Annotated in this window: 24 protein-coding genes; 12 read left to right on the top strand and 12 right to left on the bottom strand. The window is 71.2% G+C overall.

Translation table 11 applies throughout. The features are described from left to right. Nucleotides 1-17 precede the first annotated feature (17 nt). From resB to hemL, 5 genes are all read right to left on the bottom strand, one after another. Complete coding sequence (resB, locus tag EMA17_RS32860; protein ID WP_126640812.1) at nt 18-1,742, bottom strand: cytochrome c biogenesis protein ResB; 1,725 nt, start codon at nt 1,740-1,742, stop codon at nt 18-20. Continuing rightward, nucleotides 1,742-2,497 carry a cytochrome c biogenesis CcdA family protein gene (locus EMA17_RS32855; protein WP_126640811.1) on the bottom strand — a complete coding sequence of 252 codons (756 nt, stop codon included), beginning with the start codon at nt 2,495-2,497 and terminating at the stop codon, nt 1,742-1,744. The genes resB and EMA17_RS32855 overlap by 1 nt, the downstream gene beginning before the upstream one ends. A 5-nt stretch (nt 2,498-2,502) precedes the next feature. Continuing rightward, a complete protein-coding gene (locus EMA17_RS32850) occupies nt 2,503-3,105 on the bottom strand; it encodes a TlpA family protein disulfide reductase (RefSeq protein ID WP_126640810.1) in 603 nt (200 codons plus the stop codon). A 100-nt stretch (nt 3,106-3,205) separates the two neighbouring features. Next, on the bottom strand, nt 3,206-3,886 hold the full coding sequence (locus EMA17_RS32845) for a histidine phosphatase family protein (RefSeq protein WP_078976776.1): 681 nt from the start codon (nt 3,884-3,886) through the stop codon (nt 3,206-3,208). A gap of 2 nt (nt 3,887-3,888) precedes the next feature. Next, nucleotides 3,889-5,205: a glutamate-1-semialdehyde 2,1-aminomutase gene (gene hemL, locus EMA17_RS32840; RefSeq protein ID WP_126640809.1), complete on the bottom strand. Its 1,317-nt coding sequence runs from the start codon at nt 5,203-5,205 to the stop codon at nt 3,889-3,891. Nucleotides 5,206-5,516: 311 nt separating this feature from the next. On the opposite strand from hemL, the gene EMA17_RS32835 reads away from it, so the two are divergent. The 6 genes from EMA17_RS32835 (at nt 5,517) to EMA17_RS55500 (ending at nt 10,580) form a co-directional block, all read left to right on the top strand. Continuing rightward, a complete protein-coding gene (locus EMA17_RS32835; protein WP_126640808.1) occupies nt 5,517-6,488 on the top strand; it encodes a hypothetical protein in 972 nt (323 codons plus the stop codon). A 220-nt stretch (nt 6,489-6,708) separates the two neighbouring features. Continuing rightward, entirely contained in the window at nt 6,709-7,140 is a 432-nt protein-coding gene (locus EMA17_RS32830; protein ID WP_126640807.1) for a hypothetical protein, read from the top strand. A 117-nt stretch (nt 7,141-7,257) separates the two neighbouring features. Continuing rightward, a complete protein-coding gene (locus EMA17_RS55505; protein WP_126640806.1) occupies nt 7,258-7,947 on the top strand; it encodes a TetR/AcrR family transcriptional regulator in 690 nt (229 codons plus the stop codon). Between the two features lie 43 nt (nt 7,948-7,990). Beyond that, nucleotides 7,991-8,929: a TauD/TfdA dioxygenase family protein gene (locus tag EMA17_RS32820; protein WP_126640805.1), complete on the top strand. Its 939-nt coding sequence runs from the start codon at nt 7,991-7,993 to the stop codon at nt 8,927-8,929. Between the two features lie 222 nt (nt 8,930-9,151). Beyond that, a complete protein-coding gene (locus EMA17_RS32815; protein ID WP_160161643.1) occupies nt 9,152-10,063 on the top strand; it encodes a helix-turn-helix domain-containing protein in 912 nt (303 codons plus the stop codon). Nucleotides 10,064-10,457: 394 nt separating this feature from the next. Next, a complete protein-coding gene (locus tag EMA17_RS55500) occupies nt 10,458-10,580 on the top strand; it encodes a hypothetical protein (RefSeq protein ID WP_020556480.1) in 123 nt (40 codons plus the stop codon). Between the two features lie 106 nt (nt 10,581-10,686). On the opposite strand, the gene EMA17_RS56100 is transcribed toward EMA17_RS55500, so the two are convergent. From EMA17_RS56100 to EMA17_RS32795, 5 genes are all read right to left on the bottom strand, one after another. Beyond that, nucleotides 10,687-10,875: a DUF397 domain-containing protein gene (locus EMA17_RS56100; protein WP_160161642.1), complete on the bottom strand. Its 189-nt coding sequence runs from the start codon at nt 10,873-10,875 to the stop codon at nt 10,687-10,689. Between the two features lie 311 nt (nt 10,876-11,186). Then, nucleotides 11,187-12,062, bottom strand: coding sequence for a hypothetical protein (locus EMA17_RS52045; RefSeq protein ID WP_160161641.1), 876 nt, complete (start codon nt 12,060-12,062; stop codon nt 11,187-11,189). Between the two features lie 100 nt (nt 12,063-12,162). Then, on the bottom strand, nt 12,163-13,890 hold the full coding sequence (locus tag EMA17_RS32805) for a serine/threonine-protein kinase (protein WP_126640803.1): 1,728 nt from the start codon (nt 13,888-13,890) through the stop codon (nt 12,163-12,165). Nucleotides 13,891-14,078: 188 nt separating this feature from the next. After that, nucleotides 14,079-15,251, bottom strand: coding sequence for a cytochrome P450 (locus tag EMA17_RS32800; protein WP_126640802.1), 1,173 nt, complete (start codon nt 15,249-15,251; stop codon nt 14,079-14,081). A gap of 18 nt (nt 15,252-15,269) precedes the next feature. Next, nucleotides 15,270-15,896, bottom strand: a complete 627-nt coding sequence (locus tag EMA17_RS32795) for a TetR/AcrR family transcriptional regulator (protein ID WP_078976767.1) — start codon at nt 15,894-15,896, stop codon at nt 15,270-15,272. 212 nt (nt 15,897-16,108) lie between these two features. On the opposite strand from EMA17_RS32795, the gene EMA17_RS32790 reads away from it, so the two are divergent. The 5 genes from EMA17_RS32790 (at nt 16,109) to EMA17_RS32770 (ending at nt 21,965) form a co-directional block, all read left to right on the top strand. Continuing rightward, nucleotides 16,109-17,284, top strand: coding sequence for a CaiB/BaiF CoA transferase family protein (locus EMA17_RS32790; protein ID WP_126640801.1), 1,176 nt, complete (start codon nt 16,109-16,111; stop codon nt 17,282-17,284). A gap of 36 nt (nt 17,285-17,320) precedes the next feature. Next, on the top strand, nt 17,321-18,025 hold the full coding sequence (locus tag EMA17_RS32785) for a nitroreductase family protein (RefSeq protein WP_126640800.1): 705 nt from the start codon (nt 17,321-17,323) through the stop codon (nt 18,023-18,025). Further along, on the top strand, nt 18,022-18,900 hold the full coding sequence (locus EMA17_RS32780) for an SDR family oxidoreductase (protein ID WP_126640799.1): 879 nt from the start codon (nt 18,022-18,024) through the stop codon (nt 18,898-18,900). Before EMA17_RS32785 ends, EMA17_RS32780 begins: the two co-directional genes overlap by 4 nt. Before the next feature lie 2 nt (nt 18,901-18,902). After that, a complete protein-coding gene (locus tag EMA17_RS32775; protein ID WP_126640798.1) occupies nt 18,903-20,495 on the top strand; it encodes an acyl-CoA synthetase in 1,593 nt (530 codons plus the stop codon). A 558-nt stretch (nt 20,496-21,053) separates the two neighbouring features. Next, complete coding sequence (locus tag EMA17_RS32770; protein WP_126640797.1) at nt 21,054-21,965, top strand: DUF2797 domain-containing protein; 912 nt, start codon at nt 21,054-21,056, stop codon at nt 21,963-21,965. A 25-nt stretch (nt 21,966-21,990) separates the two neighbouring features. Here EMA17_RS32770 and EMA17_RS32765 read toward each other — a convergent pair whose 3' ends face one another. Further along, entirely contained in the window at nt 21,991-23,169 is a 1,179-nt protein-coding gene (locus EMA17_RS32765; RefSeq protein ID WP_126640796.1) for an SCO2583/SCO2584 N-terminal domain-containing protein, read from the bottom strand. A gap of 169 nt (nt 23,170-23,338) precedes the next feature. Here EMA17_RS32765 and EMA17_RS32760 point away from each other — a divergent pair, with 169 nt between their 5' ends. Beyond that, nucleotides 23,339-24,208 (top strand): carboxymuconolactone decarboxylase family protein, encoded by an 870-nt coding sequence (locus EMA17_RS32760; protein ID WP_126640795.1) that lies wholly within the window; start codon nt 23,339-23,341, stop codon nt 24,206-24,208. On the opposite strand, the gene EMA17_RS32755 is transcribed toward EMA17_RS32760, so the two are convergent. Next, complete coding sequence (locus tag EMA17_RS32755) at nt 24,175-24,729, bottom strand: GNAT family N-acetyltransferase (protein ID WP_126640794.1); 555 nt, start codon at nt 24,727-24,729, stop codon at nt 24,175-24,177. The genes EMA17_RS32760 and EMA17_RS32755 overlap by 34 nt on opposite strands. Nucleotides 24,730-24,756: the final 27 nt, after the last annotated feature.

The raw sequence follows: 24,756 nt of genomic DNA, 5'->3' as shown, positions 1-24,756 counted from the left end.
CTCGTTGACGCCCACGCTCACTCCTTGACCTTGATGCCGGGAGAGTTCGCCGGCGCGGCCTCGCGCAACGCGTCCACGAACTCCTGTACCTCATCGCCGAGGCCCCCACCCTCGGTGCGGGCGAGCCCGCCGACCTCGACGACCGTGTGGCCGTCGGGGCCCTCTGCCGCGCGCACCCACATCCGGCGGCGGCGAACGAACAGTGACAATACGAGACCCACGATCGCGGCGATCGTGCTGATCAGCGCGAGCCCCTTGCCGGGCTCGCTCGCGACCTGGAAGTTGGCCCAGGTCTTGACGCCGTCGAAGGTGATCGTGCCGGCGCCGTTGGGCAGATCCCTGGTCTCGCCGACCTTGAGTTCCGCACGCCACACGTCGGCGCCGTTCATGAACTTCGACATCTTGTTCGCCTTGAGCGCGTAGATGTTCTGCGGCACGCCCGAGTCCATGCCCAGGTCGCCCTCGTAGCCGCTGATCAGCAACCGGGGGTTGAGCAGCGAGGGGAAGACCGAGATCGGACCGCGCCTGGGGTCCACGAGCATCCTGCCGTCCTGGTCCACCGGCGCGCTGGGCAGGAACTGCGCGTCGAAGCCGAGCTGCTTGAGGCCGGCGCTGACGTCCGGGACCTTGATCACGCCGGTCGAGGTGCGATTGCCGTCCTGCGGCAGGAACACGGTCGGACCCTTGTAGGCGATCTTGCCCTTGGCGTCGCGCACGGTCACCTCGGGCGCATAGCCCGTGGCGATCATGAAGACCTTGGTGTCGCCCACCTCGAGCGGGTGGTTGACCCGGATCGTGCCCGACTTGTCCTTGCCCTCGTGTCCGTACCAGGACTCGATGTGCGCGGTGAACGAGCGCGGTTCGCCGCGCTTGGCGCCGGTCGGCTGGAAGGTCTGGTCGACCGATTTCAGCCGGAATCCGAACGGCTCCAGGTTGTCCTCGTCGACCAGCGCGCCGAACTGGCGGTCGTCGTACTGGGTGAGTACGTTGGCGAAGCTGCCGCCCTCGACCACGATCTTGCCGCCCTTGACGCTGTACAGGCTGCCCAGGGCGAACGCGACCAGGATGCCGAACAGCGCGATGTGGAAGAGCAGGTTGCCGGTCTCGCGCGCGTAGCCCTTCTCCGCCGCGATCGTGTCGCTGCCCGGGTTGAGCCGAAAGCGCCGCTTCTTCAGCGTGGCGCGCGCCGCGGCCAGCACCGCGTCGGGGTCCGCCGAGGTCTCCCACCGGGCGTACGCGGGCAGCCGGGCGAGGTTGCGCGGCGCCTCCGGGGGCTTGGCCCGCAGCGTCTTCGCGTGCGCCCAGCAGCGCGGCACGATGCAGCCCAGGAGCGAGACGAACAGCAGGATGTAGATCGAGGCGAACCACCACGACGAGAACACGTCGAAGAGCTGGAACTTGTCCATGATCTTCGCGCGGGTGGGGTGGTCGCGGAAATACTGGCCGACCTTGATCGGGCTGACCGGCCGCTGGGGGATCAGCGTCGGCGGCGTCGCCGCGATCGACAGCAGGAACAGCAGGATCAGCGCGACGCGCATCGAGGTCAGCTGCCGCCAGAGCCAGCGCAGCCAGCCGACCACGCCCAACTGCGGTTGGCGGATCTCCTCGTCGCCGTCGTCCTGCGCGGGCGCCGTGGACATCCCGGCGCCGGCTCGCGCCTCGGTCGCCGCGACCCGCTCGGGATCGTCGCCGGCTCCGGGTCCGGGCCGTGCGACGTCGTCGGGGTGGGTCTCGATGCTCATCAGAATCCGATCGTGTATTGCCGGGCCCACGACTGCATCTCGCGCATCATGTGGTCCCACGCCCCGCTGAGCATGAGCACACCGAGCAGCACGAGCATGCCGCCGCCCAGGCGCATCACCCAGACGTAGTGCTTCTTGACCCACCCGAACGCCCCGAGTGCCTTACGGAACGCGACCGCGGTGAGCAGGAACGGAACGCCGAGGCCGATGCAGTACGCGACCGTGAGCAGCGCTCCCCGATTGGCACTCGCCTCACTCGTGGACAGGGTGAGTACGGCCGACAGGGTCGGACCGATGCACGGCGTCCAGCCCAGGCCGAACACGATGCCCAGGAGCGGTGCCCCGACCAGCCCGACGGCCGGCCGCTGGTGCACGCGGAATTCGCGCTGGAGCCCGGGCAGTACGCCCATGAAGGACAGGCCGAGCACGATGGTGACCGCGCCGAAGATCTTGGTGAGCGTCGCCTGGTGTTCGGCCAGGGTCTGGCCGAAGTAGCCGAAGGCGGCGCCGGTGGAGACGAAGACGGCGGTGAAGCCGAGGACGAACAGCAGCGCGCCGAGGAAGAGCCGACCGCGCCGGGCGTCCTTCAGATCGGCGCCGGAGATGCCGGTGACGTAGCTGAGGTAGCCGGGCACCAGCGGGAGCACACACGGCGAGAAGAACGAGATCAACCCCGCGAGCAGGGCGATCGGCAGGGCCGCGACGAGCGACCCCGTATAGACCGTGTTGTTGATCCCCTCGGCTGCGACCAGCACCTCGATCAGGCCTTCTCGTTCAGCACGGGATCGATCATCGAGCGCAGTTCGTCGATGGTCACCGCACGCAGCACGCGGGCGGCGATCCGACCCTCACGGTCGATGATCAGCGTGCTGGGGATGGCGTTCGGGTTCAGGCTCCCGGTGAACTTCAGGATTTCGCGCGCGTCCGGATCCCACAGGCTCGGGTAGGTGATGCCCTTGCTCGCGGTGAACGCGAGCGCGTTGTCCTGGGTGGCGTCGCGGGTGTTGATGCCGAGGAACTGCACACCCTTGTCGGCGTTCTCGGTGTGCGCCTGCTGGAAGTCGGCGGCCTCGGCCCGACACGGCGGGCACCACGAACCCCACACGTTCAGGACCACGACCTTGCCCTTGAACTCGGCGAGGCTGACGTCCTTGCCCTCCAGCGTCTTGCCGGCGACCTTCGGGGCCGACTTGCGGTCGGCCTGCTTCGCCCGCGCGATGCCGCTGCTGTCGTTGTCGACATAGCCCTTGCCGTCGCCGCCGCTGCTCTTGCCGCCGGCGCTCATCCCGCCGCAACCGGTGAGGGCGAGCAGGGCCGCCGCGGTGAGCAGTGCGGCACGACGAGGGAGGCGGCGTGTGAGCATGTGAAAAGTTTCGCATGCCCTCACGACCGCTCCACTCGGGGTCCGTCGTGCCGCCGACACCGCTTTAAATCATCCCGATTCGTCCCAAATAAATAGGGGGCTATGCCCCGAAGCTCTTGTTTTGCTTCTTGCCCGCGAGCTTGGCCGGCAGCAGGTCCCGAGCCGGCTCGCTGTAGCCGACGGAGACGATCTTGTCGCCCTCGTAGGTGAACGTGGTGAGCGAGGCGAGCGAGCACTGCCGGTTGCGCGGGTCGTGCCACAGGCGCCGCCGCTCGACGAACGAGCGGGTCACCCAGATCGGCAACTGGTGGCTCACGCACACCGCCTCGTGCCCGCGCGCGGCGTCCCGGGCCGCGCCGAGCGCGCCCATCATCCGGACCACCTGCTCGATGTACGGCTCGCCCCACGAGGGCTTGAACGGGTTGGTGAGGTGCTTCCAGTGCCCCGGGTTGCGCAGCGAACCGTCGCCGACCCCGAAGGTCTTGCCCTGGAAGATGTTCTCCGCCTCGATCAGGCGATCGTCGGTGGCGATCTCCAGGGAGTGCCGGCCGGCGATCGGCGCGGCGGTCTCCTGGGCACGCTCCAGCGGCGAGGACACGACGTGGGTGATGTCCCGCCCGGCGAGGTGGTCGGCCACCCGCTCGGCCATCTTCAGGCCCAGCTCCGACAGGTGGTAGTCGGGCAGGCGGCCGTACAGGATGCCGTGCGGATTGTGCACCTCGCCGTGGCGCATGAGGTGGACGATCGTCACGTCGCGGTTGGTCTGCGGCTTCTGAGCCATCGTCAGTTCTCCTGGGCACTCGCTGCGGCGCGGGCTGCGGCCGGCAGCGCGTCGAGGATACGGTTCACGGCCGCGTCGTCGTGGGCGGCCGAGAGGAACCACGCCTCGAAGGCGCTCGGCGGCAGATACACGCCCGCGTCCAGCATCGCGTGGAAGAACGGGCCGAAGCGGAACGACTCCTGGGCGCGCGCCAGGTCGTAGTCGTGCACGGGTGCGTCGGTGAAGAAGATCGAGAACATGTTCCCGGCGGTGGACACCGTGTGCGCGACACCCTCCTTGGCCAGCGCCGCCGACACCTCCGTGCGCAGCGCGAGCGAGACCCGGTCCAGGTGCTTGTACACCGCGTCGGTGCAGTGCCGCAGCGTGGTCACGCCGGCGGCGGTGGCCACCGGGTTCCCCGACAGCGTGCCGGCCTGGTACACCGGGCCCAGCGGGGCCAGCTGGGACATCACGTCGGAGCGCCCGCCGAAGGCCGCCGCCGGGAAGCCGCCGCCCATCACCTTGCCGAAGGTGATCAGGTCCGGGACGACACCCTCCAGGCCGAACCAGCCCGCCTTGGACACCCGGAAGCCGGTCATCACCTCGTCGGAGACGAACAGCGCGCCGTGCCGCTCGCACAGCGCCTTGATCCCGGCGTTGAAGCCCGGACGCGGGGTGACCACGCCCATGTTGCCCGGCGCGGCCTCGGTGATCACGCAGGCGATCTCGGCGCCGTGCGCGGCGAAGGCCGACTCGACTGCGGCGAGGTCGTTGTACGGCAGCACGATCGTGTCGGCGGCCGAGGCGCCGGTGACCCCGGGCGTGTCGGGCAGCGCGAAGGTGGCCAGGCCGGAGCCCGCCGCGGCGAGCAGCGCGTCGACGTGACCGTGGTAACACCCGGCGAACTTCACCACCTTGGCCCGGCCGGTGAAGCCGCGCGCCAGCCGGATCGCGGACATGGTCGCCTCGGTGCCTGAGCTGACCAGGCGGACCTGCTCGACCGGGGCGATCCGGGAGACGATCTCCTCGGCGAGTTCGACCTCGCCGGCGCCGGGGGTGCCGAAGGACGTGCCGCGCGCGACCGCCTCGCGGACGGCCTCCTGGACGGCGGGGTGCGCGTGGCCCAGGATCATCGGGCCCCACGAGCAGACCAGGTCCACGTACTCGCGGCCGTCCGCGTCGGTCAGGTACGGGCCGGTGCCGGAGACCATGAAGCGGGGTGTGCCGCCGACCGCGCGGAAGGCGCGCACCGGCGAGTTGACGCCGCCGGGGGTGACGGCCCGGGCGCGTGCGAACAGGGCGGCGGAGGCGGGTGCGGGGTTCTCGTTGGCAGAGCTCACCCGGTCATGCTCTCAAACAAATCCGGACCCGCTCCGCTCCCCGCCACGGCGCCGGGCGCGGCGGGTCGACGACGACCGGAGCGGGTGTGCGCGGATTCGCGTTGGTTCCCGGGGATCCGGGAAGCGAAACCGGGGGTATGGCGCAGTATGATCGGACCACCCGGACTCGTGCCCACGGGTGAGGCATGTCCGGTGGGGTGCAGCACGACGATCGGGGTGCGCGCGTGGCGGCGAGAACACGTCGGAGTGGGCGGTCCGGGCGACGCGGGCGGATAGCCGGCGGCCTCGTTCCGACACTGGCGACGCTGCTGATGCTGGCCGGGACGGCCGCGTGCGGCGGCGACTCCCACGACGCCGGGCCCACGGGCCTGCGCGGTGCGCTGGACGGGGTGCGCGACGACGCGTCGACCCGGGGCTGGTTCGAATACGGCGACACCGCCGCGATCGCCAAGGCCAACGGCGGCACCGCCGGGACCGGACCGTACGGCGCGCTGCTCGGCACCGGCTATCCCGATCTGGCCGCGATGGGGCCCCAGGTGGCGCCGGCGCTCGGCTTCGATCCGGCGAAGACGAACGAGGCGTGGTCGGCGGGCCGGCCGCCGCAGCAGGGCGGGGTGATCGCCGGCGGCTTCGACAAGGGCGCGGTGATCGGCAAGTTGAAGGAGTTGGGCGGCAAGCCGGACCCGACCGCGGCGAGCGTGTACCGCCTGCGCGCCGACAACGAGTTGTCCTTCGACGACGCGCTGGCGCGGAAACTGCCGTCGGTGGTCGACCACTTCAACGCGGTGCGGGTCGCCGACCGGCAGATCGGCTACGGCTCGACCCTGCTCGGCGCCGACCTCTCCCGGGGCGGTACCCGACTCGGCGCCGACCCGACCGCCCGCGCCCTGGCCGACTGCCTGGACCGGCCGCTGGCCGCGGTGCTCACCGACCGCGCCGGCGGTGGCGAGCAGCCGAGCGGGCCCCGGATCGCGGTGGGCGTGACGGGCAGGTCCGGCGAGCCCGGGACGAACGTGCTGTGCGTGGCCCGCGAGTCGGAACAGGCCGCCCGGGCCGAGGCCGATCGGCTGCGCGGGGTGTTCACCGGCGGCGAGCCGACCGCGCAGGGCGTGCCGTGGAACGCGATGCTCACCGACGTCCGGGCCGAGGTGGTCGGGACGAACGTGGTGAAGATCACCGCGCGTTCGGCGGGTTCGGTGCGAACAGGGGTATTCGTCAAGGCGTTGAACGACATGTCGCTCGCGCGGATCTTCGCGGGCGGGCCGCCTGGCCGGGAGTCCTGACGCATGCCGGCTCGGCACCGGTTCCGAGTGGTGCACACCTGTTACCCAACCGCGGTATGGGAAGCCCGCGCGACCTGCGACGATCTTCAACGAGTCCCCCCGATCCCCCTCGGATCGAAACAAGCGAGCAGACCGAGACAAGCGAGCAGGGAGCGATGGCGTCGGGCGCCACGGGTGTGCGCACGTGTCACGGAACCGACCATGGTCGGGAGGTGCACACGTGGGCGTGACATATGAGTACTTCGGCGCACCCGATCGCGCGACCGCCGCGCGGGTGCCACCGCTGATCGATCCGACCGACACGGTCGAACGCCCCACCAATTCCTACGTGTCGATCGTGAAGCCGGAGACGGTCAGCGCGATGGTGTTGTCGCTGCTCGGGGACACCCCGCCCGACGCGACGCCACCGCTCGAGCTGGTCGTGCTGCATCCCGCGCACGCGGTGATGCAGTTGCCGCCGATGCTGATGGACGTGCTGCGCAACGCGACCGAGGAGGAGTTGGGCGCGGCGGCCTTCATCTGGTCGACGTTCCCGGATCGTCGGGTGCCGCGCGACGCGTATCTGCTGTATCGGATGTTGCACGACTGGACCAAGTTCGCCCGCGATCTGCACCACGCGGGGCACCAGTTGTACTGCCTGATGCACTCCTGAGCGCCCGCCGCCGGGGTGCGGCGGGCGCGGTTCGACAGGCGGATCCGACGGGCGGTCCGATGCGCGGGTTCGATTAACCCACTTGAGTTATCAACCCACGCGGTTTAACGTGCGGCCATGACAGGGACGCACGGCGCTTCGGCGTCGGACCGCGGCGCCGGCGCACGCCTTCTGATGATCGAGGCGGCGGAGCGGCTGTTCGCCGAACGCGGCATCAACGGGGTCTCGCTACGCGAGATCGGCGCCCAGGCCGGACAGCGCAACACCGCTGCCGCGCGCTACCACTTCGGGTCCAAGGAGGCCCTGGTGGACGCGGTCTTCCGGCATCGGATGGAGCCGGTGAACGCGCGGCGCCTGGCGATGCTGGACGAACTCGACGCCGCCGGACGCGGATACGACGTCCGGGGTCTGGTCGAGGCGTTCCTGTACCCGCTCGCCGACACCCTCGGCGAGGTCGGCGAGCCCAGTTGGTATCTGCGCTTTTGTGTGCACGCGGCCTTCCTGGAGGGCACCGCCATCCGCGATCTCGCCCGCGAGGAGTGGACGCGCGGCATCCACACCGTGCGCGAGCGCATGCTCGGCCTGCTCGCCGAGTTGCCCGCGCACCTGCGCGACGACCGCTGGCTGCTGATGTCGTCCTACCTCACCCACGCCCTCGCGGACCGCGAGATGGCGCTGCACCACCCCGGCCGGCACACCCCGACCGATCGGGAGCTCTTCCTGGCGGGTTTGACCGACACCGCCGTCGCGCTCTACCTGGCCCCGGTCTCCGCCCGGACCGCGGCCGCGCTCGATCCATCCGCATAGCGGTCCCGCCACGGGACCTCGCTTCGGCTCAGGAGGTTCGGCCATGACGAGCATCATCGACCAGCCCACGTACGAGGACCCCACCCCCGCCGCGGCCGCCGCGCTCGGCCTGGAAGTGCGGCCGATGGCCGGGCACATCGGCGCCGAGATCTTCGGCGTCGACCTGGCCCGGCCGCTGGGCGCCGAGCTGGTCGCCGAGATCCGGGCGATCTGGCTGAAGTGGAAGGTGGTGTTCTTCCGCGACCAGCACCTGACCCAGGAACAGCACAAGGCGTTCGGCCTCGCCTTCGGCGAACTCGCCCCCGGCCACCCGACGTTGCCCGCCGCCTTCCCCGACCACCCGGAGATCCTGCTGCTGGACAACCAGCAGTTGGGCATGGGTGGCGGCGGCAGCTTCGTGGAGAGCCGCTGGCACACCGACGTGACGTTCATTCCCGACCCGCCGACCGCGTCGATCCTGCGCGGGGTGATCGTGCCGCCGTACGGCGGCGACACCCAGTGGGCCAACCTGGCCCTGGCCTACGAGCGACTGTCCGACCCGCTCAAGGAGTTGGTCGACGGACTGCACGCGGTGCACCACAACGCGCTGCCGATCAAGCGCGGCGAACTGCAGAGCAAGCTGGGCAAGCAGTTCCTGGGCGACGGGCTGCGCGCGGTGCACCCGGTCGTGCGGGTGCACCCGGAGACCGGCGAGAAGGTGTTGTTCGTCAACCCGAACTTCACCAGCCACATCCGGGAGTTGAGCCGACAGGAGAGCGCCCACGTCCTGGAGATGCTCTACGCGCACATCGCCGACGCGGAGTTCAGCGTGCGCTTCCGGTGGCAGCCGGGCAGCATCGCGTTCTGGGACAACCGCGCGACCGTGCACCTCGTCCCGACCGACGTGCCGCCGGGCATGCGCCGTTCGATGCAGCGGGTGACCCTCCGGGGCTCGAAGCCGGTCGGCCCGGACGGCGCCGAGTCCTACGCGCTGGAAGGCTGATCGCCCCCGCGGGCACCCCCCGACCCCCTCCGCGGACATCCCCCGGATCCGGCGCCGCGTCGACCGACCAGGCGCCGGATCCGCACGCTTCGGACCTCGGTGAGGGCTTGTCGCGTCGGCCGATTCGACGCGATGCTGTTCTCCGGGTGGCATTTGTGCACCACCCGTTCTGCGCCCTCGCTGGATGCGAGATCGCTGCCGACAACCTTTGGGGGGCGGCCGATGGGTACACGGGACCCGATGTTCCAGGGACGCAGGCTCCGGGCCCTGCTGCGGCAGACGCGCGAGGCCTGCGGTTACATCCAAAGGGACGTTGCGCTGGAGATGGATTGGTCGCTCTCCAAGCTGATCCGGATCGAAACCGGTCAGGTCAACATCTCGACCACCGACCTCAAGGCTCTGCTCCAGCACTACGGCGTGCTGGAACCGGCCCGGGTCGCCGAGTTCATCGACATGGCCAGGGCGTCGAAGCAGCGCAGTTGGTGGTACGCCTACCGGAACATCCTCACCGCGGAGGCGAAGGTCTTCCTCGGCTACGAGTCCTCGGCCACGGTCATCCGCAACTTCGAACCGATCCTGGTCCCGGGCCTGTTGCAGACCGAGGAGTACGCGCGCGAGGTGCTCCGGGTGATGACGCCGGCCGGTCCCGCGCTGGACGAGAACGTCGCCCTGCGGATGGACCGGCAGGAGCGGCTGATGCGCCCGGACGGACCCACACTGCACTTCATCGTCGACGAGAGCGTGATGCATCGCGCGGTCGGCGGCCCGGCGGTCATGCGGAACCAGATCCGCCGCATCCGCAAGTACGCGGAGTGGCCCAACATCACGATCCGGGTGGTGCCGTTCGAGTCCGGGTTGTACCACCGGGCCCGCATCGCCTACCAGCTCATGGAGTTCCCCGACCTCGAGGACGAGGCGGTGCTGTTCATCGAAACCCCCTCCGGCAACATCGTCATCCGCGAGGGCAACCCGGAGGACCCGCCGACCGTTTCCCCGCTCTCCTACCTGGAGACGTTCTGGGGCCTCGAACAACTCGCGTCGCGGGAGCACGCGCCGGAGATGCTGGACGCCGCGCTCGAACGTTTCGCACCGGGCTCGACCCCGCCGCCCACCGGCATCGATCCCCCCGAATAGGGGGTGTACCGGGCGTTGTGGCAGCAGGCCGGCCGACAGCACGCGCGCAGCCAGGACGCGAGTTGATTACATGCCAAGAGCCACTTGGCTGATTGCACATCCCTGCGCATAATGTCAGGTACGTATCCGTTGCTCGATGTCGATGAGCAGCACGGTTTCGCAGCGGCCACTGCGAGGCTACGAACGGGTTGTCCCGAGTCAGTTTTTATGACTTACCGGGACAACCCGTTCTTTTTTGCGTGGGACCACGCATAGCAGACTCGACTCACTCTGGCGAAAGCGGACATCGGCATGCACAATCACAGATGAGGGCAACAACGCCGTCCTCCCCGCCCTTGCACGGTACCCACCGTCGACACGAAAGGACGCCTGATCGGGGAAAGGAGGTGAACTCGTGCAGGACGACTTCGAGAGGATGCTCCGCGTGATCTTTCTGCTGGTAGCCGTGGCCGCGGTGACAGCGGGAGCGCTTTATTACACGCTCCGGGCCGCCGGACTGCTCACCCTCATCGGGTAACGGATACCAAACCCGTCCTCGGGCCTTGCGCCCATATCAATCGCGGCCTGCCGAACGGCAGGCCGCCTTCACGTATCGGCGTGCAAAGTCGCCGGGAGCAACCGGATCAGTTCGCCGAACGACCGGTTGCATGAAGAAACGAACCCCAGGAGCGGGCCCCGAAAGCCAGCCGCGACACCGGCGCCTTCGAGTCCCTGACCTCGACCTCGTCCTGGTGCCTGGCTTCGACACAGTTCACGTCCGCGCTCCTGGTGCTCTTGCGCCACGCGCTTCCCAGCGGCTCGAACTCCGCCATGCATTGCCTCCGAAAAGAGCCGATGAGAATAGGTGGGCCGGCAGCCGGATGATTCCGTGCAGGGTGATTCCATGCAGGGTGGACACCTCTGCGGGTTGACCGACTTCGAGGGCGCGCGCACAGCTTAGCGCCTGTTGTCGGCCACGGCGTTCCATACCCCCTGGGCCGTACGCGTGAAATCCGGCCGGCTCGCGTGAGTGGCGAATAGCCAGGTGTCGGATTGCCGTGTCGCTCACCTGTTCGCAGCATTCGAGGACCGGGGTCGCCTATTGCCTGCGGTATTGGCCGGCGAAAAGCTGGAATTCGGAACATCAGGGTCCGGATCCGGGCTTTCCCAACCGTTTCCGGAGGGTGTCGACCAATCGGAGGAACCCGTCCGTGGGCGGCTCCTTCACCGGGCCGATGCTCGTTTCCTGCACCACCGCCACCACCGGGCCGTTGCGCAGGACGCCGAAGTCCGCGTACTGGTCCTCGCCGCTGACCAGTCCCTGAATCCGCCAGGCGGAGCCTTCCGCGTTCAGCGGCGTGATCCGCAACGTGCCGTCGGCCATCGCGTTGGGGCGGTTGCTCTCCGGACAGGGCCCGGCGAGTCCGCCCGTGAAGTCGGCCACCGCCGTCACCGCGGTGCGTTCGTCCGGGTAGCGGACCAGCCGCACCAGGCCGCCGCCCTGCCCGTCGTGCCGGTACAGCCGCTCCTCGGTCTGTACCGCGCCGAGGCCGGCGATCGTGTCGGTGGCACACGGACCCAGTTCCTCGCCCATCGCCTCCCGGGTCTCCACCACCCGCCAGTTGTCGTAGATCCCGGCCACCGCCGGGAACTCCTGGGCGGTCGGGTAGAAGGTCTCGCTCAGCGTCGCGGACGGGCCGGCCGACGTCACCGCCGGCGACGGGGGCACGCTCGGGCTCACGGCCGCCTGTTCCCGGTGCGTCGGCTTCGCGTCGTCGCCGCCGAATCCGGTGCTCGCCAGGGTCGCCCCACCCGCGACCACCACCAGCGAGGCGACTCCGGCCAGGACTCGGTTGCGCAGCCGCCGACGGCGCACCACCCGGTGGATCCCGGCGACGGGCGGCAGCGGCACCCGCGGGGCGAGTTCGACCACGAGTTCGCGAAAACGCTCGTCGAGCACGTCGGCGCCGTGCTCGTCGTCCGCGTTCCCAGGGCTGTGCCGCATGTCCGAACTCGCCATTCCCCACTCGACCGGGCATTACCGACCCGACAGGCCGTTCCGCATTCGACAGGTGTCCAGTTTGACGCATGGGTCGGGAACGATGGTTCCCGACCGGGGGTCAGCCCTTCTTCGTCAGTCGTCCCCTGGAGGTCGAGGTCAGCGGGCTTTCCCCCGGCGACTCGTAGGACATCGTGGTCTGCGTCAGCAGTTTGACGAGGACCCGGCCGTCCACGCAGTTCCGGTTGTGGGTCAGATGGCTGGTCAGTTCGACGCCCTTGTCCGCGGACACCGACAGCAGTTCCAGATCCGCGTCGCAGTCGGCCGGAGGGCCGCCGACCGGTGTACCGGTCAGCTTGGTGACGCCGACCTTGCCGTCCCCCACCTTGCCGCCGGTCAGCGTGACGGTGATCTGCGTGACACTGCCGAGGTCCGAGGTCGCTTCGCCGGTCCAGACGCCGTGGTAGGACTGCGGGAGGGTGTCCGTCGCGGAGCCGGGGGACACCTTGCCGGGGGACGCCGGGTCCGGGGATGCCTGCCCCGAGGACGACGGACTCGGGGTGCCCTGGTGTCCGGCCGCCGTCGGCTCGTCCTTGTCGCCGCCCCGCTGCCACAGCAGCGCCGCGGTGGTGCCGCCGGCGACCAGCAGCACGACGACGAGCGCGTACACCCACGGAGCGATCCGGCGCGAGTGCTTCGGCGGCGGCGTACGGTCCCCCACGTACGTCTCGGGCGCCCCGGGGAACGCGGACGCGCCCGGGGATCGCGGGATCGGGGACTGCGGGGCCGACGCCATCGACGGCGGGGATTCCGGCGGGAGGTACGCCGCACCGACCGGCTCCGCGGGGACATGTGTCACCCCGGTCGGCTCCGCCGCCGGCGCCCCCGCCGGCCGGTCGTCCCACGTGGGCGCCCCGCTGCCGGTCGCCACGAACCCGCCCGCGTCCGGCGCCCCGTCCTCGTCCAGTTCCAGGAGTTCGATCGCGCGGCGGGACAGCGCGGTGGTCAGGTCCGTCGGCAGCCAGTTCCCCGCAACCAGGTCGCCCGTACCCGCCGGCGCCAGCGCCGCCAGCAGCTCGGCCGGGCTCGGCCGGGATCCGGCGTGTTTGGCCAGGCACGCCGCGACCACCTCGCGCAACCGCCCCGGCAGGTCGTCCAGGCGCGGCTCCTGGGCCACGATCCGGTACATCAGCGCCTGGCCGCTGCCCTCGCCGAACGGCCCGGTACCGGTCGCCGCGAACACCAGGACCGAGCCGAGCGAGAACACGTCGCTTGCCGGGCCGATGTCGCGCCCGTCGACCTGCTCCGGCGACATGAAACCCGGCGAGCCGACGGTGTGCCCGGTCCGGGTGAGCACCGAGGCGTCCATCGCGCGCGAGATGCCGAAGTCGATCACGCGCGGCCCGTCCAGGGACAGCAGCACGTTCGACGGCTTGATGTCGCGGTGCACCAGGCCGGCCGCGTGGATCGCGGTCAGCGCCTCGGCCAGGCCCGCGCCGAGGGTGCGCACGGTCTCCTCGGGCAGCGGCCCGCGGCCCGACACCGCCTCGTACACGCTGGGTCCGGCCACGTAGCCGGTGACCACCCAGGGCGTGTCCGCCTCGGTGTCCGCGTCCAGAACCGGCGCGGTCCACGCGCCGCCGACCCGCCGTGCGGCGTCCACCTCGCGCCGGAAGCGCTCGCGAAATCCCGGGTCGTCCGCCCACTCGGAGCGCACCACCTTGATCGCCACCACCCGGCCGCCCGGGTTGCGGCCGAGATAGACCCGGCCCATCCCGCCCGCCCCCAGCACGCGAAGCACCCGGTATCCGCCGATCCGCCGCGGATCCGCGGCCTCGAGCGGTTTCACGGCGCCCCCCTCGTCGTCCGGCAGTTGGCCCGAGAATACGCGGGTGTCCACTTTGCGCGGGCGGATCACGAGCGGTCCGGCCCGGATCCGAGGTGCTTCCCTCGCACCGGGCCCGGACCGGAACCGGGGCGGGAGGCGGGGCCGGAGGCGGGGCGACGGCCGGGCCGGGGAGGCGGGCCGCCGCCGGCTCAGTACTCCACGCGCAGTTCGACCAGCCCCCGGATGAACGACGACGGCCCGTGCGCGAGCGTGGCGCCGGGCGCCAATCGCAGGTCCGGCAGGCGGCGCAGCAGTTCCTCGAAGGCCACCCGGATCTCCAGCCGGGCCAGCGAGGAGCCGAGGCAGAAGTGCGGTCCGCTCCCGAACGCGATGTGCGGGTTGGGCGAGCGGAAGGCGTCGAAGCGCTCCGGGTCGGCGAACACCTCGGCGTCCCGGTTGGCCGCCCCGTAGAGCATCATCACCGTCGAGTCGGCCGGGATCACCGTCCCGTGCAGCTCCACGTCACGTGTCGTGTGCCGGGCCATGTTGACCACCGGCGACACCCAGCGCAGCGATTCCTCCACGGCGGTCGGGATCAGCGCCGGGTCCTCGCGCAATCGGGACAGTTGCCCGGGGTCGGCCAGCAGCGCGGCGATGCCGCCGGATATCACGTTGCGGGTGGTCTCGTTGCCGCCGACGAGCAGCAGCAGGGACTCGCCGATCAACTCGTCGAAGGACAACTTCTCTCCGTCGATCTCGGCGTCGACCAGGATCCCGATCAGGTCGTCGGAGGGGGTCTTGCGCCGCTCCTCGATCACCCGCGTCGTGTAGGCGACGTATTCGGCGAACGCCTCGCCGGCCTTGTGACCGAGTTCACCGCCGTCGGAGAGCATCACCATCACGTCGGCCCAGTGCTGGAGTTGGTCGCGGTGTTCGGCGCCGACCCCGAGCAGTTCGCCGATCAGCGTCATCGGCAGCGGCGCGGAGAAGGCGCGGACCAACTCCGCGCTGCGCCCGCCGGCCAGCATCGCGTCGATCAGCGAGGTCACGATGTCCCGGACGTGGTCCTCCATCGCGGCGATCTGCCGGGGCGTGAAACCCTTCGAGACCAGCTTGCGGCGGCGGTAGTGCAGCGGGTCGTCGGAGTCGATCATCGACGGTTGCGGATAGCCGAGCGGGCGCGAGCCCTTGGCCGAGGAGAACAGTTCCGGGTTGCGCTCGGCCCAGGACAGGTCGGCGTGCCGGGTCAGTCCCCAGACGCCGGCGCGTTCGCTGTAGTACACCGGCGCGTGCTCGCGCAGCCACGCGTAGTCGGCGTACGGGTCACCGGCGTACCAGTCCCGGTCGAGCAGATGGATGTCGCGGATCGCGGGAGTCGTCACGGCAGGCCTCCGGGGTGATCACGTGTCGAGCGGTACGAACAGGCGGACGGCGGTGCGCATCAGGTCCTGGACCTCGTCGAGCGCGCGACCGCGGGCGGTGAGACTGACCAGACCGGACAGCAGGACGTGGCCGAGCACCGTCTCGATGTCGTGCCGTCGCGCCGCCACGGCGCCGTCCGCGTCCTCGCCGGGCTCGCCGAAGGCAAGGCCGGTGATCCGGTGGATGCTCTGGTGGAAGTTCTCCTGGGACTGTCCGGCGGACGGGTCCGGCGCGGTCGCGGCCTGCACCACCGCCTCGGTCAGCAGGCGGTTCTCCGCGCTCACCTCGACGATCCGACACAGCAGCGCGGCCAGTCGCCCCGCCGGGTCGGCGGGCAGCGGTCGACGGGCGAGTTCGTCGGACAACTCGCCGATCCACAGCGCCGAGACCTCGCTGAGCAGGTGGTTCTTCGAGGTGAAGTAGCGGTACACGGTGGCCCGGGCCACCCCCGCGCGGTCGGCGACGTCATGCATCGTGACCGCGGCGTAGCCCCCTTCCAGGGCGAGATCGCACGCGGCGCGCACCAGCCGCTCGCGCCGCGCCTGCTGGTCGCGGGTGAGCGATCTGGTGAGGGTGATCGTCGATTCGGTACGGGGTTCGGCCACCGGTGAGCCTGTCCTGTGGGGTCGTGCACGCGGGTCGGGCGGGACGTTCGCGGGCGGTCGGATCGGGTGCCGACTCGTTCCGCGGCGATCTTGCCCACGGATGAGACGGAAGTCTAGTCTGACGTCTCGTCAGATCTACCGAGAACGTGTTCCAGTAATTTCCGGGCCCGATTCGGGACCCGCTTCCGCACCCGATCGACGCCGGAGCCGCCGTGACCGCCACCGCAGGACCGCTCGCGGGAATCCGCGTCGTGGAGTTCGTCGGCCTCGGGCCGGGCCCGTTCTGCGGCATGTTGCTCGCCGATCTCGGCGCCGACGTGTTGCGGATCGACCGCGCCGCCGAGGCCCGCAAGGGCTACGCCAAGCCGCCGCGCAACCCGATGAACCGGGGCAAACACTCGATCGCGCTCGACCTCAAGCACCCGGACGGCGTCGCCTTGGCGCTGCGGTTGTGCGCGGACGCCGACGCGCTGATCGAGCCGTTCCGGCCGGGCGTGATGGAGCGCCTGGGTCTGGGTCCGGACGTGGTCGCCGCGCACAATCCGCGGCTGGTGTACGGCCGGCTCACCGGCTGGGGACAGACCGGCCCGCTCGCCTCCGCCGCCGGGCACGACATCGACTACATCGCGCTGGCCGGGATGTTGGAGCCGATCGGCCGGGCCGGACAACCGCCGAGCATTCCGCTCAACCTGGTCGGCGACTTCGGCGGCGGCGGTCTGCTGCTCGCGTTCGGCCTGGTCGCCGCGCTGCTCGAGGCCGGCCGTTCGGGCCGGGGGCAGGTGGTCGACGCGGCGATGATCGACGGCGCCGCGACGCTCGGCGCGACCTGGTTCACCATGGGCGCCGCCGGCATGCTCGGCCCGCGCGGCACCAACATGCTCGACGGCGGCGCGCCGTTCTACGACGTGTACGCGACCGAGGACGGCGCCTACATCGCGGTCGGCGCGATCGAACCGAGGTTCTGGGCCGAGTTGATCCACCGGCTCGGGTTGGCCGAGGACCCGGTGTTCGCCGACCTCGCCCGGCAACACGACCCGGCGCACTGGCCCGCGATGAAGGCCCGGCTCGCCGAGGTGTTCGCGACCCGCACGCGGGACGCGTGGTGCGCGCTCCTGGAGGGGACCGAGACCTGCTTCGCGCCGGTGCTCTCGCCCGGCGAGGCGCCGGCCCACCCGCACCACGTGGCCCGCGGCACGTTCCTGCACGCCGACGGTCTGCCCGAACCGGCTCCCGCGCCGAGGTTCTCCCGCACCGCCGCCGCCGTACCCACCCGCCCGGTGCACCCGGGCCCGGCCGCCGCCGGCGGCGACACCGATGCCGCGCTCGCCGCGTGGGGCCTGTCCCCGGCCGAGGTCGAGCACTTCCGGGATGCCGGCGCGGTCGTCTGACGCCGCATCACCACCCAGTACAGGTAGGGGAATTCCATGGAACTACACGAGGCGCTGTACAGCACTCGCGCGATGCGCCGGGTCGCCCCGGACCCGATCCCGACAACGGTCCAGGCCCGGATCCTGGACGCGGCCGTGCGCGCGCCCAGCGGCGGCAACGCCCAGGCCTGGCGCTTCCTCCTGGTGGACGACCCGGGCGTCAAGGGCCGGCTGGGACCGCTGTACCGGGAGGCGATGGCCGCGCTGTGGACGACCGTGTACGCGCCGCGCGTGGCCGCCGCCGAGGCGGATCCGGGCAGCGCGGAGAGCCGGTCGTTCGTCCGGATGCGCCGCTCCTCGCAGTGGCTCGCGGACAACTTCGAGCAGGTTCCGCTGTTCCTGTTCGGCTTCGCCCGGCACGACCCCACCGGCGGCTCGATCTTCCCGGCGGTGTGGAGCGCGATGCTGGCCGCGCGCGCCGAGGGGGTGGGCGGCGCGTTGACCGCGGTGCTCGGGATCGCGCACCGCGACGCGGTGGCGGACGTACTGGGCGTGCCGGCCGGCGAGGGCTGGCACATGGCGTGCTGCGTGTCGTTCGGCTACCCGACGGGCACGTGGGGCGTCGCACCGCGAACCCCGGCGCACGAGGTGGCCTACCGCAACACCTGGGGCGAGCCGGTCGGCTTCGAGGTACCCGCACCGCTGTGGCCCGCGGCGGGCGCGGCGTACACCCCCACCGACGTGGCAGGAGCCGGCCGATGAGCGCACGGAACGTGGCGAGCGCGGTGACACGTGCCGAGCCGCCGCTGCGGGGTTCGGTGGCGCTGGTGACCGGCGGTGGCAGCGGGATCGGGCTCGGCTGTGCGCTGCGGTTCGCCGCCGACGGGGCGCATGTGCTGATCGCCGGCCGCAGCGAGGACCGGCTGCGCGGCGCGGTGGCCGAACTGGGGAAGGTGGCCGCGGCCGGGGCGCGCGTCGGGTACGCGGTGACCGATGTGACCGACGAGGCGCAGGTCGAGGCCGCGGTGGCGGCGGCCGCCGAACTCGGCCCGGTACGAGCGGTGTTGGCCTCCGCCGGGGGCAACTCGACGATGGGCCCGCTGACCCGGATCGACACCGCCAAGTGGCGCGAGACGGTCGAGCTGAACCTGACCGGCACGATGCTCGTGCTCAAGCACACGGCCCGGCTGATGGCGGCGGCCGGCGGCGGCTCGTTCGTGGCCATCTCCTCGATCGCCTCCGCCGTCACGCACCGCTGGTTCGGCGCGTACGGGGTGAGCAAGGCCGGCATCGACCACCTGGTCCGGCTCGCCGCCGACGAACTCGGCGCGAGCGGCGTGCGGGTGAACGGCATCCTGCCCGGCCTGGTGGCCACCGACATGGTCGGCGCGGTCACCGCCGGCGGCCCGGTGCTGGAGGACTACCTGGCCTGCACCCCGCTGGAGCGGGTCGGCCGGGTCGAGGACATCGCCGCGCTCGCGGCGTTCCTGGTGGGCCCCGAGTCGACCTGGATCACCGGCCAGAACATCAACGTGGACGGCGGCCACCACCTGCGCCGCGGACCCGACTTCCGGGCCTTCCTGGAGCCGGTCTTCGGCGCGGACGGCCTGCGCGGCATCGTCGCGGAAGGGAACTGACAATGAATCAGCGGGTGTTCAACCTGGCCGACCTCTTCGAGGTGGTGGTCGACGCGTGTCCGGACCGGCTCGCGCTGGTCGCGGGCGAGGTACGGCTGACCTATCGCGAACTGGACGAGCGGGCCAACCGGGCCGCGCACGCCTTCGCCTCGGCGGGTCTGCCGGTGGGTGCGCACATCGGCGTCTACTCGCGCAACCGCGCCGAGTGGATGGAGGCGATGATCGGCGCGTTCAAGGCGCGGATGGTGCCGATCAACATCAACTTCCGCTACGTGGAAGAGGAACTGCGCTACATCGTGGACAACGCCGACCTCGCGGCCCTGGTCGTCGAGCGCGGCTATCTGCCCAAGGTCGCCGCGGTGCGGGCCGGCGCGCCCGCGCTCGGGCCGGTGTTCGTGCTGGCCGACGAGAACGACGACGTGCTCGACGACACGATCGACTACGAGACGGCGCTCGCGGCCGAGAGCACCGACCGCGACTTCGGGCCGCGCTCCCCCGACGACCGCTACATGGTCTACACCGGCGGCACCACCGGCTTCCCCAAGGGCGTCGAGTGGCGTGCGCACGACATCTTCTGCTCGGCGATGGGCGGCGGGAACTTCGGCGGCGAGCCGATCGCCGACCCCGAACTGCTCGCCGAGAAGGCCCGGGGCGCGCCGCTGGCGCAGATGCTGACCACGCCGCTGATGCACGGCAACGGCCAGTGGATCACCTGGATCACCCTGTTCGGCGCGGGCACCGCGGTGTTGTGGACCGGGCCGCGCTACGACCCGGCCGAGATCCTGCGCACCGTCGCCCGCGAGGGCTGCGTGACGATGATGCTGGTCGGCGACGCGATGGCCCGCCCGATCGCGGACGAGTTGGAGAGCGGCGCGTACGCCGTCGACACGCTCAAGGTGATCGGCTCCGGCGGCGCCCTGCTCTCCCCCACGGTCAAGGCCCAACTCACCCGGCTGATCCCCGGCCTGTACATCGCCGACAGCTTCGGCGCCTCGGAGTTCGGCGCGGGCAGCTCGCAGACCGCCGGCGGCCGGTTCCCGATGAAGCCGAAGACCGCGATCCTGGGCGAGGACCTGCGCCCGGTGGGGGTGGGCGAGACCGGACGGATGGCCCGCACCGGCCACATCCCGCTCGGCTACTACAAGGACCCGGTCAAGACCGCCGACACCTTCCACGTCGACCCGGACGGCGTGCGCTGGGTGATCCCCGGCGACTACGCCCGAGTCGAGGACGACGGCGACGTGACCCTGCTCGGCCGCGGCTCGGTATGCATCAACACGGGCGGCGAAAAGGTCTTCCCCGAAGAGGTCGAGGGCGTCCTCAAGGCCCACCCCGCGATCTACGACGCGGTGGTGGTCGGCCTCCCCGACCCGCGATTCGGCGAACGAGTCGCCGCGGTGGTCTCCCTACGCCCCACGCACACCCTGACTCTCACCGAACTCACCACACACACCCAAACCCACCTGGCCGGCTACAAAACCCCCCGCAACCTGGTGGTGGTCCCAGAAATCCCCCGCACCCCAGCCGGCAAACCCGACTACCGCTGGGCCAAATCCACAGCCCAATCAACACCCCCCAGCCCATCCACCACTTGAGAACAAGCCACAACCACACAACCAACCCAAGCAAATCCAGCCCGTCCGGCGCCTGAGAACCAGCAGGCCGCAGGCCGACCCCAAAGCCACCAGACACCAAACAACCCGCAACCAGGCCCGACCAACCCAAGCAAATCCAGCCCGTCCGGCGCTTGAGGACCAGCGGGCCGCAGGCCGGCCCGGAGACACCGGCCACCAACGACCACGCGGCCCGCAACCCGACCCGAACCCAGCCCGTCCGGCGCCTGAGGACCAGCAGACCGCACGCCGGCCCCGAAGCCACCAGACACCAAACAGCCCGCAACCAGGCCCGACCAACCCAAGCAAATCCAGCCCGTCCGGCGCTTGAGGACCAGCGGGCCGCAGGCCGGCCCCGGGGGCACCGGCCACCAACAACCACGCGGCCCGCAACCCGACTCGAACCCAGCCCGTCCGGCGCTTGAGGACCTGCGGGCCGCAGGCCGGCCCCGGAGCCACCGGCCACCGGCAACCACGCGGCCCGCACCGGGCGCAGCCACACCACGCCAAGCCCCCACCGCCTTCGCGTATCGTGTGGCGATGACCGTCCCCCACCAGCGAACCGGCCCACTGGCCACCGGCATCCACTGGCACGACGGCCGCGCCCACCTCGCCCTGACCGGCCCCGGCGACGAACAGTCCCGTCAACCGCTGCCCCTCGGCGCCCCCACCGGCTGGCGCCTGACCGGCCCCCGCACGTGCGTCGGCATCCGCCGCAAGACCGGCCGCCGCACCCCCTGCCCCACCCTCGCCCCGCTGCCCGCGACCGCCCCCCGCTCGCAGTGCGAGGCGTGCGCGCTCGCCGACCCCGGCCGCAAACTCGCACGCGATCAGGCGATGGACGACCCGCGCCCGTTCTCGCTCTACCTCGCCTGGTTCGGCCCCGGCCTGGTCAAGGTCGGCCTCACCGCCACCGAACGCCGCGCGGCCCGACTCGCCGACCAGGGCGCGCCGATGTTCACCTGGCTCGGCCACGGCCCGCTGATCCCGGTCCGCGGCACCGAACGCCGGTGCTCGGCCACGGGCACCGTCCGCGAACGCATCCCGCACCGGGCCAAGACCACCGCCTGGTGGCGTCCGCGCGAGCTGGACTCCCCGGCCGAACTGGTCGCGGCACACACCCGGTTGACCACCCTGCTCCCGGACACGATGACCCCCGCCCCGTGCGACGTCCAGGACCTGAGCCGCTTCTACGGCCTGACCGACGCCCCGCCGCCGACCCGCGACCAGGTCACCGGCCTCACCGAAAACGCGCTGCTGTACGGCGAGTTGACCTGCGTCGCGGGCCACGACGCACTGATCACCACGGACACCGGCCCGCTGTTCGTGGACCTGCGCCTGCTCACCGGATGGCACCTGACCCCGGCCCGCGGCGCCCCCTCCGGCCTCACCCTCAAGCCCCTGGACACCGGCCGCGCACCCGACGGCTCGGTCCAGGAGGGCCTGTTCTAGGGCGCGCCGCCGACCCGCGACGCCGTCAAACCCGGCTCACCCGCTGACACTCCCCCGGCACCCCGTCCTCGATGGGCTTGCTGCGGTCGTACGGGTCGACCGTCTTCGGCGCACCCGTGGGCTCCGTCGAGTCCTCCGGGAACTCCGGCCGCACGAAGCCGTCCAGGCGCGTGCACGAGCTGTTCGCGGCGTCGAACCCGACGCTCCCCAACGCGATCCGGCCACGCACGGTCGCCTGGTAGCGGGGCCCGCGATAGACCTTCGTCTCCAGCACCCGGCGAACCACCGAGCGGGTCACCGTCGCGTCCGCCCCGCTGCCGGCCTTGGCCACGGGATAGACGAACGAGTAGTCGGCGTGCACCGTCAGGGTGCCCTCGCCGTCGACGTCGTAGCTCGTGATGCCGTTGACCTTGACCACCCGACCGACCGGCTCGATCTCCTTGGGATCGAACCTGGTCACCCACGAGACCGGGTTGTCCGGCTCCCATCGGTTCGTGCGCAGCGCCTCCTCGATCCGGGCGACCTCGCCGTCGGCCGGATCCAGGAGCGCGAGATAGCCGGCCGGACGCCCGCCCGCGAGCACGTCGCGGTCCAGGTTGCCGGCGATCAGCAGCCGCCGGGTCAGGTCCAGCGCCTCGGTGACCTCGGCCGCGCTGTACCCGGGCACCGTCTTGACCTCGGGCAGGGTCAGACCCGCCTCGTTGTCCGCGTAGTTCAGGGCCGGCGAGCCCGCGAACGGGTTCTTCCGGGTGGGTAGGTCCGGATCGATGGCCCGGCGGTCCCCCGCCGAGGGCACCGAGGTGGCCACCCCGCTGACCGGCGGCTGCACCATCGGATCGTCGGACGCGGCCGTGTTCGACGTGCCGAACCAGCCGAACACCCGGTCCGGCGCGGCGGCGAAGGCCACGAGCGCGAGCACCGCGACGGTCACCAGGACCGTCCTCCACCGGCGCCGGCGCGGCGGCCGGCTCGGCCCGTCGGCCCGCCACGGAGTGTGCTGCGGCGGCTCGTTCGCCCATTTCCGGGCGAGCATGCGCGCCCGCGCGGACCCCTCGGTCGTGGTCGCGCCCCGGACGAAGTCCTCGTCGAACACGTACCCGGCGAACGGGTCGTTCGGATCGGCCCCACCCGACCCGGCGCCCGCCTGTCCATCCATCCGGTCGCGGCCGTCGCCTGCGTCCCGGTTCCCCCTCTGATCAGACATCGGAGCAAGATATCCGCGCCAACCGACAGGTCCGGGCACATGTGACCCGGATCATGGTTTGCCACCGAAACGGCATCTCGCGGACACGGACCGTTGTCGGCACGGACACCCGAATCGGACACACGCGCACCTTGACTTCGAGTTCACTCCAACTCGTAGGCTCCCGATCATGAACAGCACGGGAAACACCACCACCCTCGCCGGCCCGAACGAGCGCTACGAGCGTGGCCTGGCCGTCCTTCGGCAGGTCGCCGGCCCCGAGCAGTCGACGGTGCTCGACGGCTTCGCCGAGATCGCCCCGGACCTGACCCGGTTCGTCGTCGAGTTCGGCTACGGCGACGTCTACGCGCGGCCCGGACTGACGCTGCGCGAGCGGCAGTTGGCCACCGTCGCCGGTCTGGCCGCGCTCGGCAACGCGGCGCCGCAGTTGCGCTTCCACCTGGCCGGCGCGCTCAACGTCGGCTGCTCGCGCCGCGAGATCGTGGAGACGCTGATCCACGTGTCCCTCTACGCCGGTTTCCCGGCCGCGCTCAACGGACTGGCCGCGGCACGCGAGGTGTTCGAGGCATACCCGGACACCGCGTCCGAGGAAGCCGAGGTCGCCGCCGAGGGCCCGGACGCCGCCGAGACCACCGCCGACCGCCACCGCCGCGGGCTGACCGCGCTCACCGAGATCGACGGGCACGCCGGCGAGCAGGTGATCGCCTCGCTCCGGGACATCGCCCCCGATCTGGGCCGCTACGTGATCGAGTTCGCCTTCGGCGACATCTACTCGCGCACCGGCCTGGACCTGCGCACCCGCGAACTCGCCACGGTCGCGATGTGCACCGCGCTCGGCACGGTCGCGCCGCAACTGGCGGTGCACATCCACGGTCTGCTCAACGTCGGGGGCACCGAGGAGGAGGTGGTCGAGACGATCACCCAGATGGTCGGCTACGCCGGCTTCCCCGCCGCGCTCAACGGCATCGGCGTCGCCCGCACGGTGTTCGCCGAGCGGGCCGCCGGTCAGGCGTCGACCGCCTCCGCGACCGAGTCCTGAGGCAGCAGGTACACATCCCGGCCCTCCACGTCGACGAACGCGTCGCTCGGGCGGAAACCGACCCGGCGGGCCAGGGTCAGCGACGGCACGTTGTCCGCGTTGATCACCGCGAAGATCGGCATCGTCGGCAGCGTACGACGGGCCAGCGCGACGGTGACGTCGACCGCCTCCCGGGCCAGGCCCCGGCCCCACGCGATTGGCGAGAAGCGGTAGTAGAGGTTGAACACCGGAACGCCGTCGGGCCGCAACCGCCGGGTCAACTGGGTCCCCGCGAAGCCGAACACCTCGGTCGGGCGCTCGCGCGACGCGACCGCGCAGTAGCCGATCCCGTCCCGCTCCCAGTCCTCGATCATCGATCGTAGGAACTCGACGCCCGCCTCGGCCGACGGCATCGGCCCCAGCGGGTTGTAGCGGTTGGTCTCGGGATCCCCGTGCACGGCGAAAACCGCCGCCGCGTCGTCGGGATGGGGTCGGGTCAGGACCAGTCGTTCGGTCTCGGCGACCGTGATGCGAGTCGTCACGCGCGTGCCGTTCGATTCGTTCGATGT

Origin of the sequence: Embleya hyalina (genome assembly GCF_003967355.1) — a bacterium.
In the GTDB taxonomy this organism is placed as follows: domain Bacteria; phylum Actinomycetota; class Actinomycetes; order Streptomycetales; family Streptomycetaceae; genus Embleya; species Embleya hyalina.
This window is presented reverse-complemented; position numbering and strand designations above follow the sequence as displayed.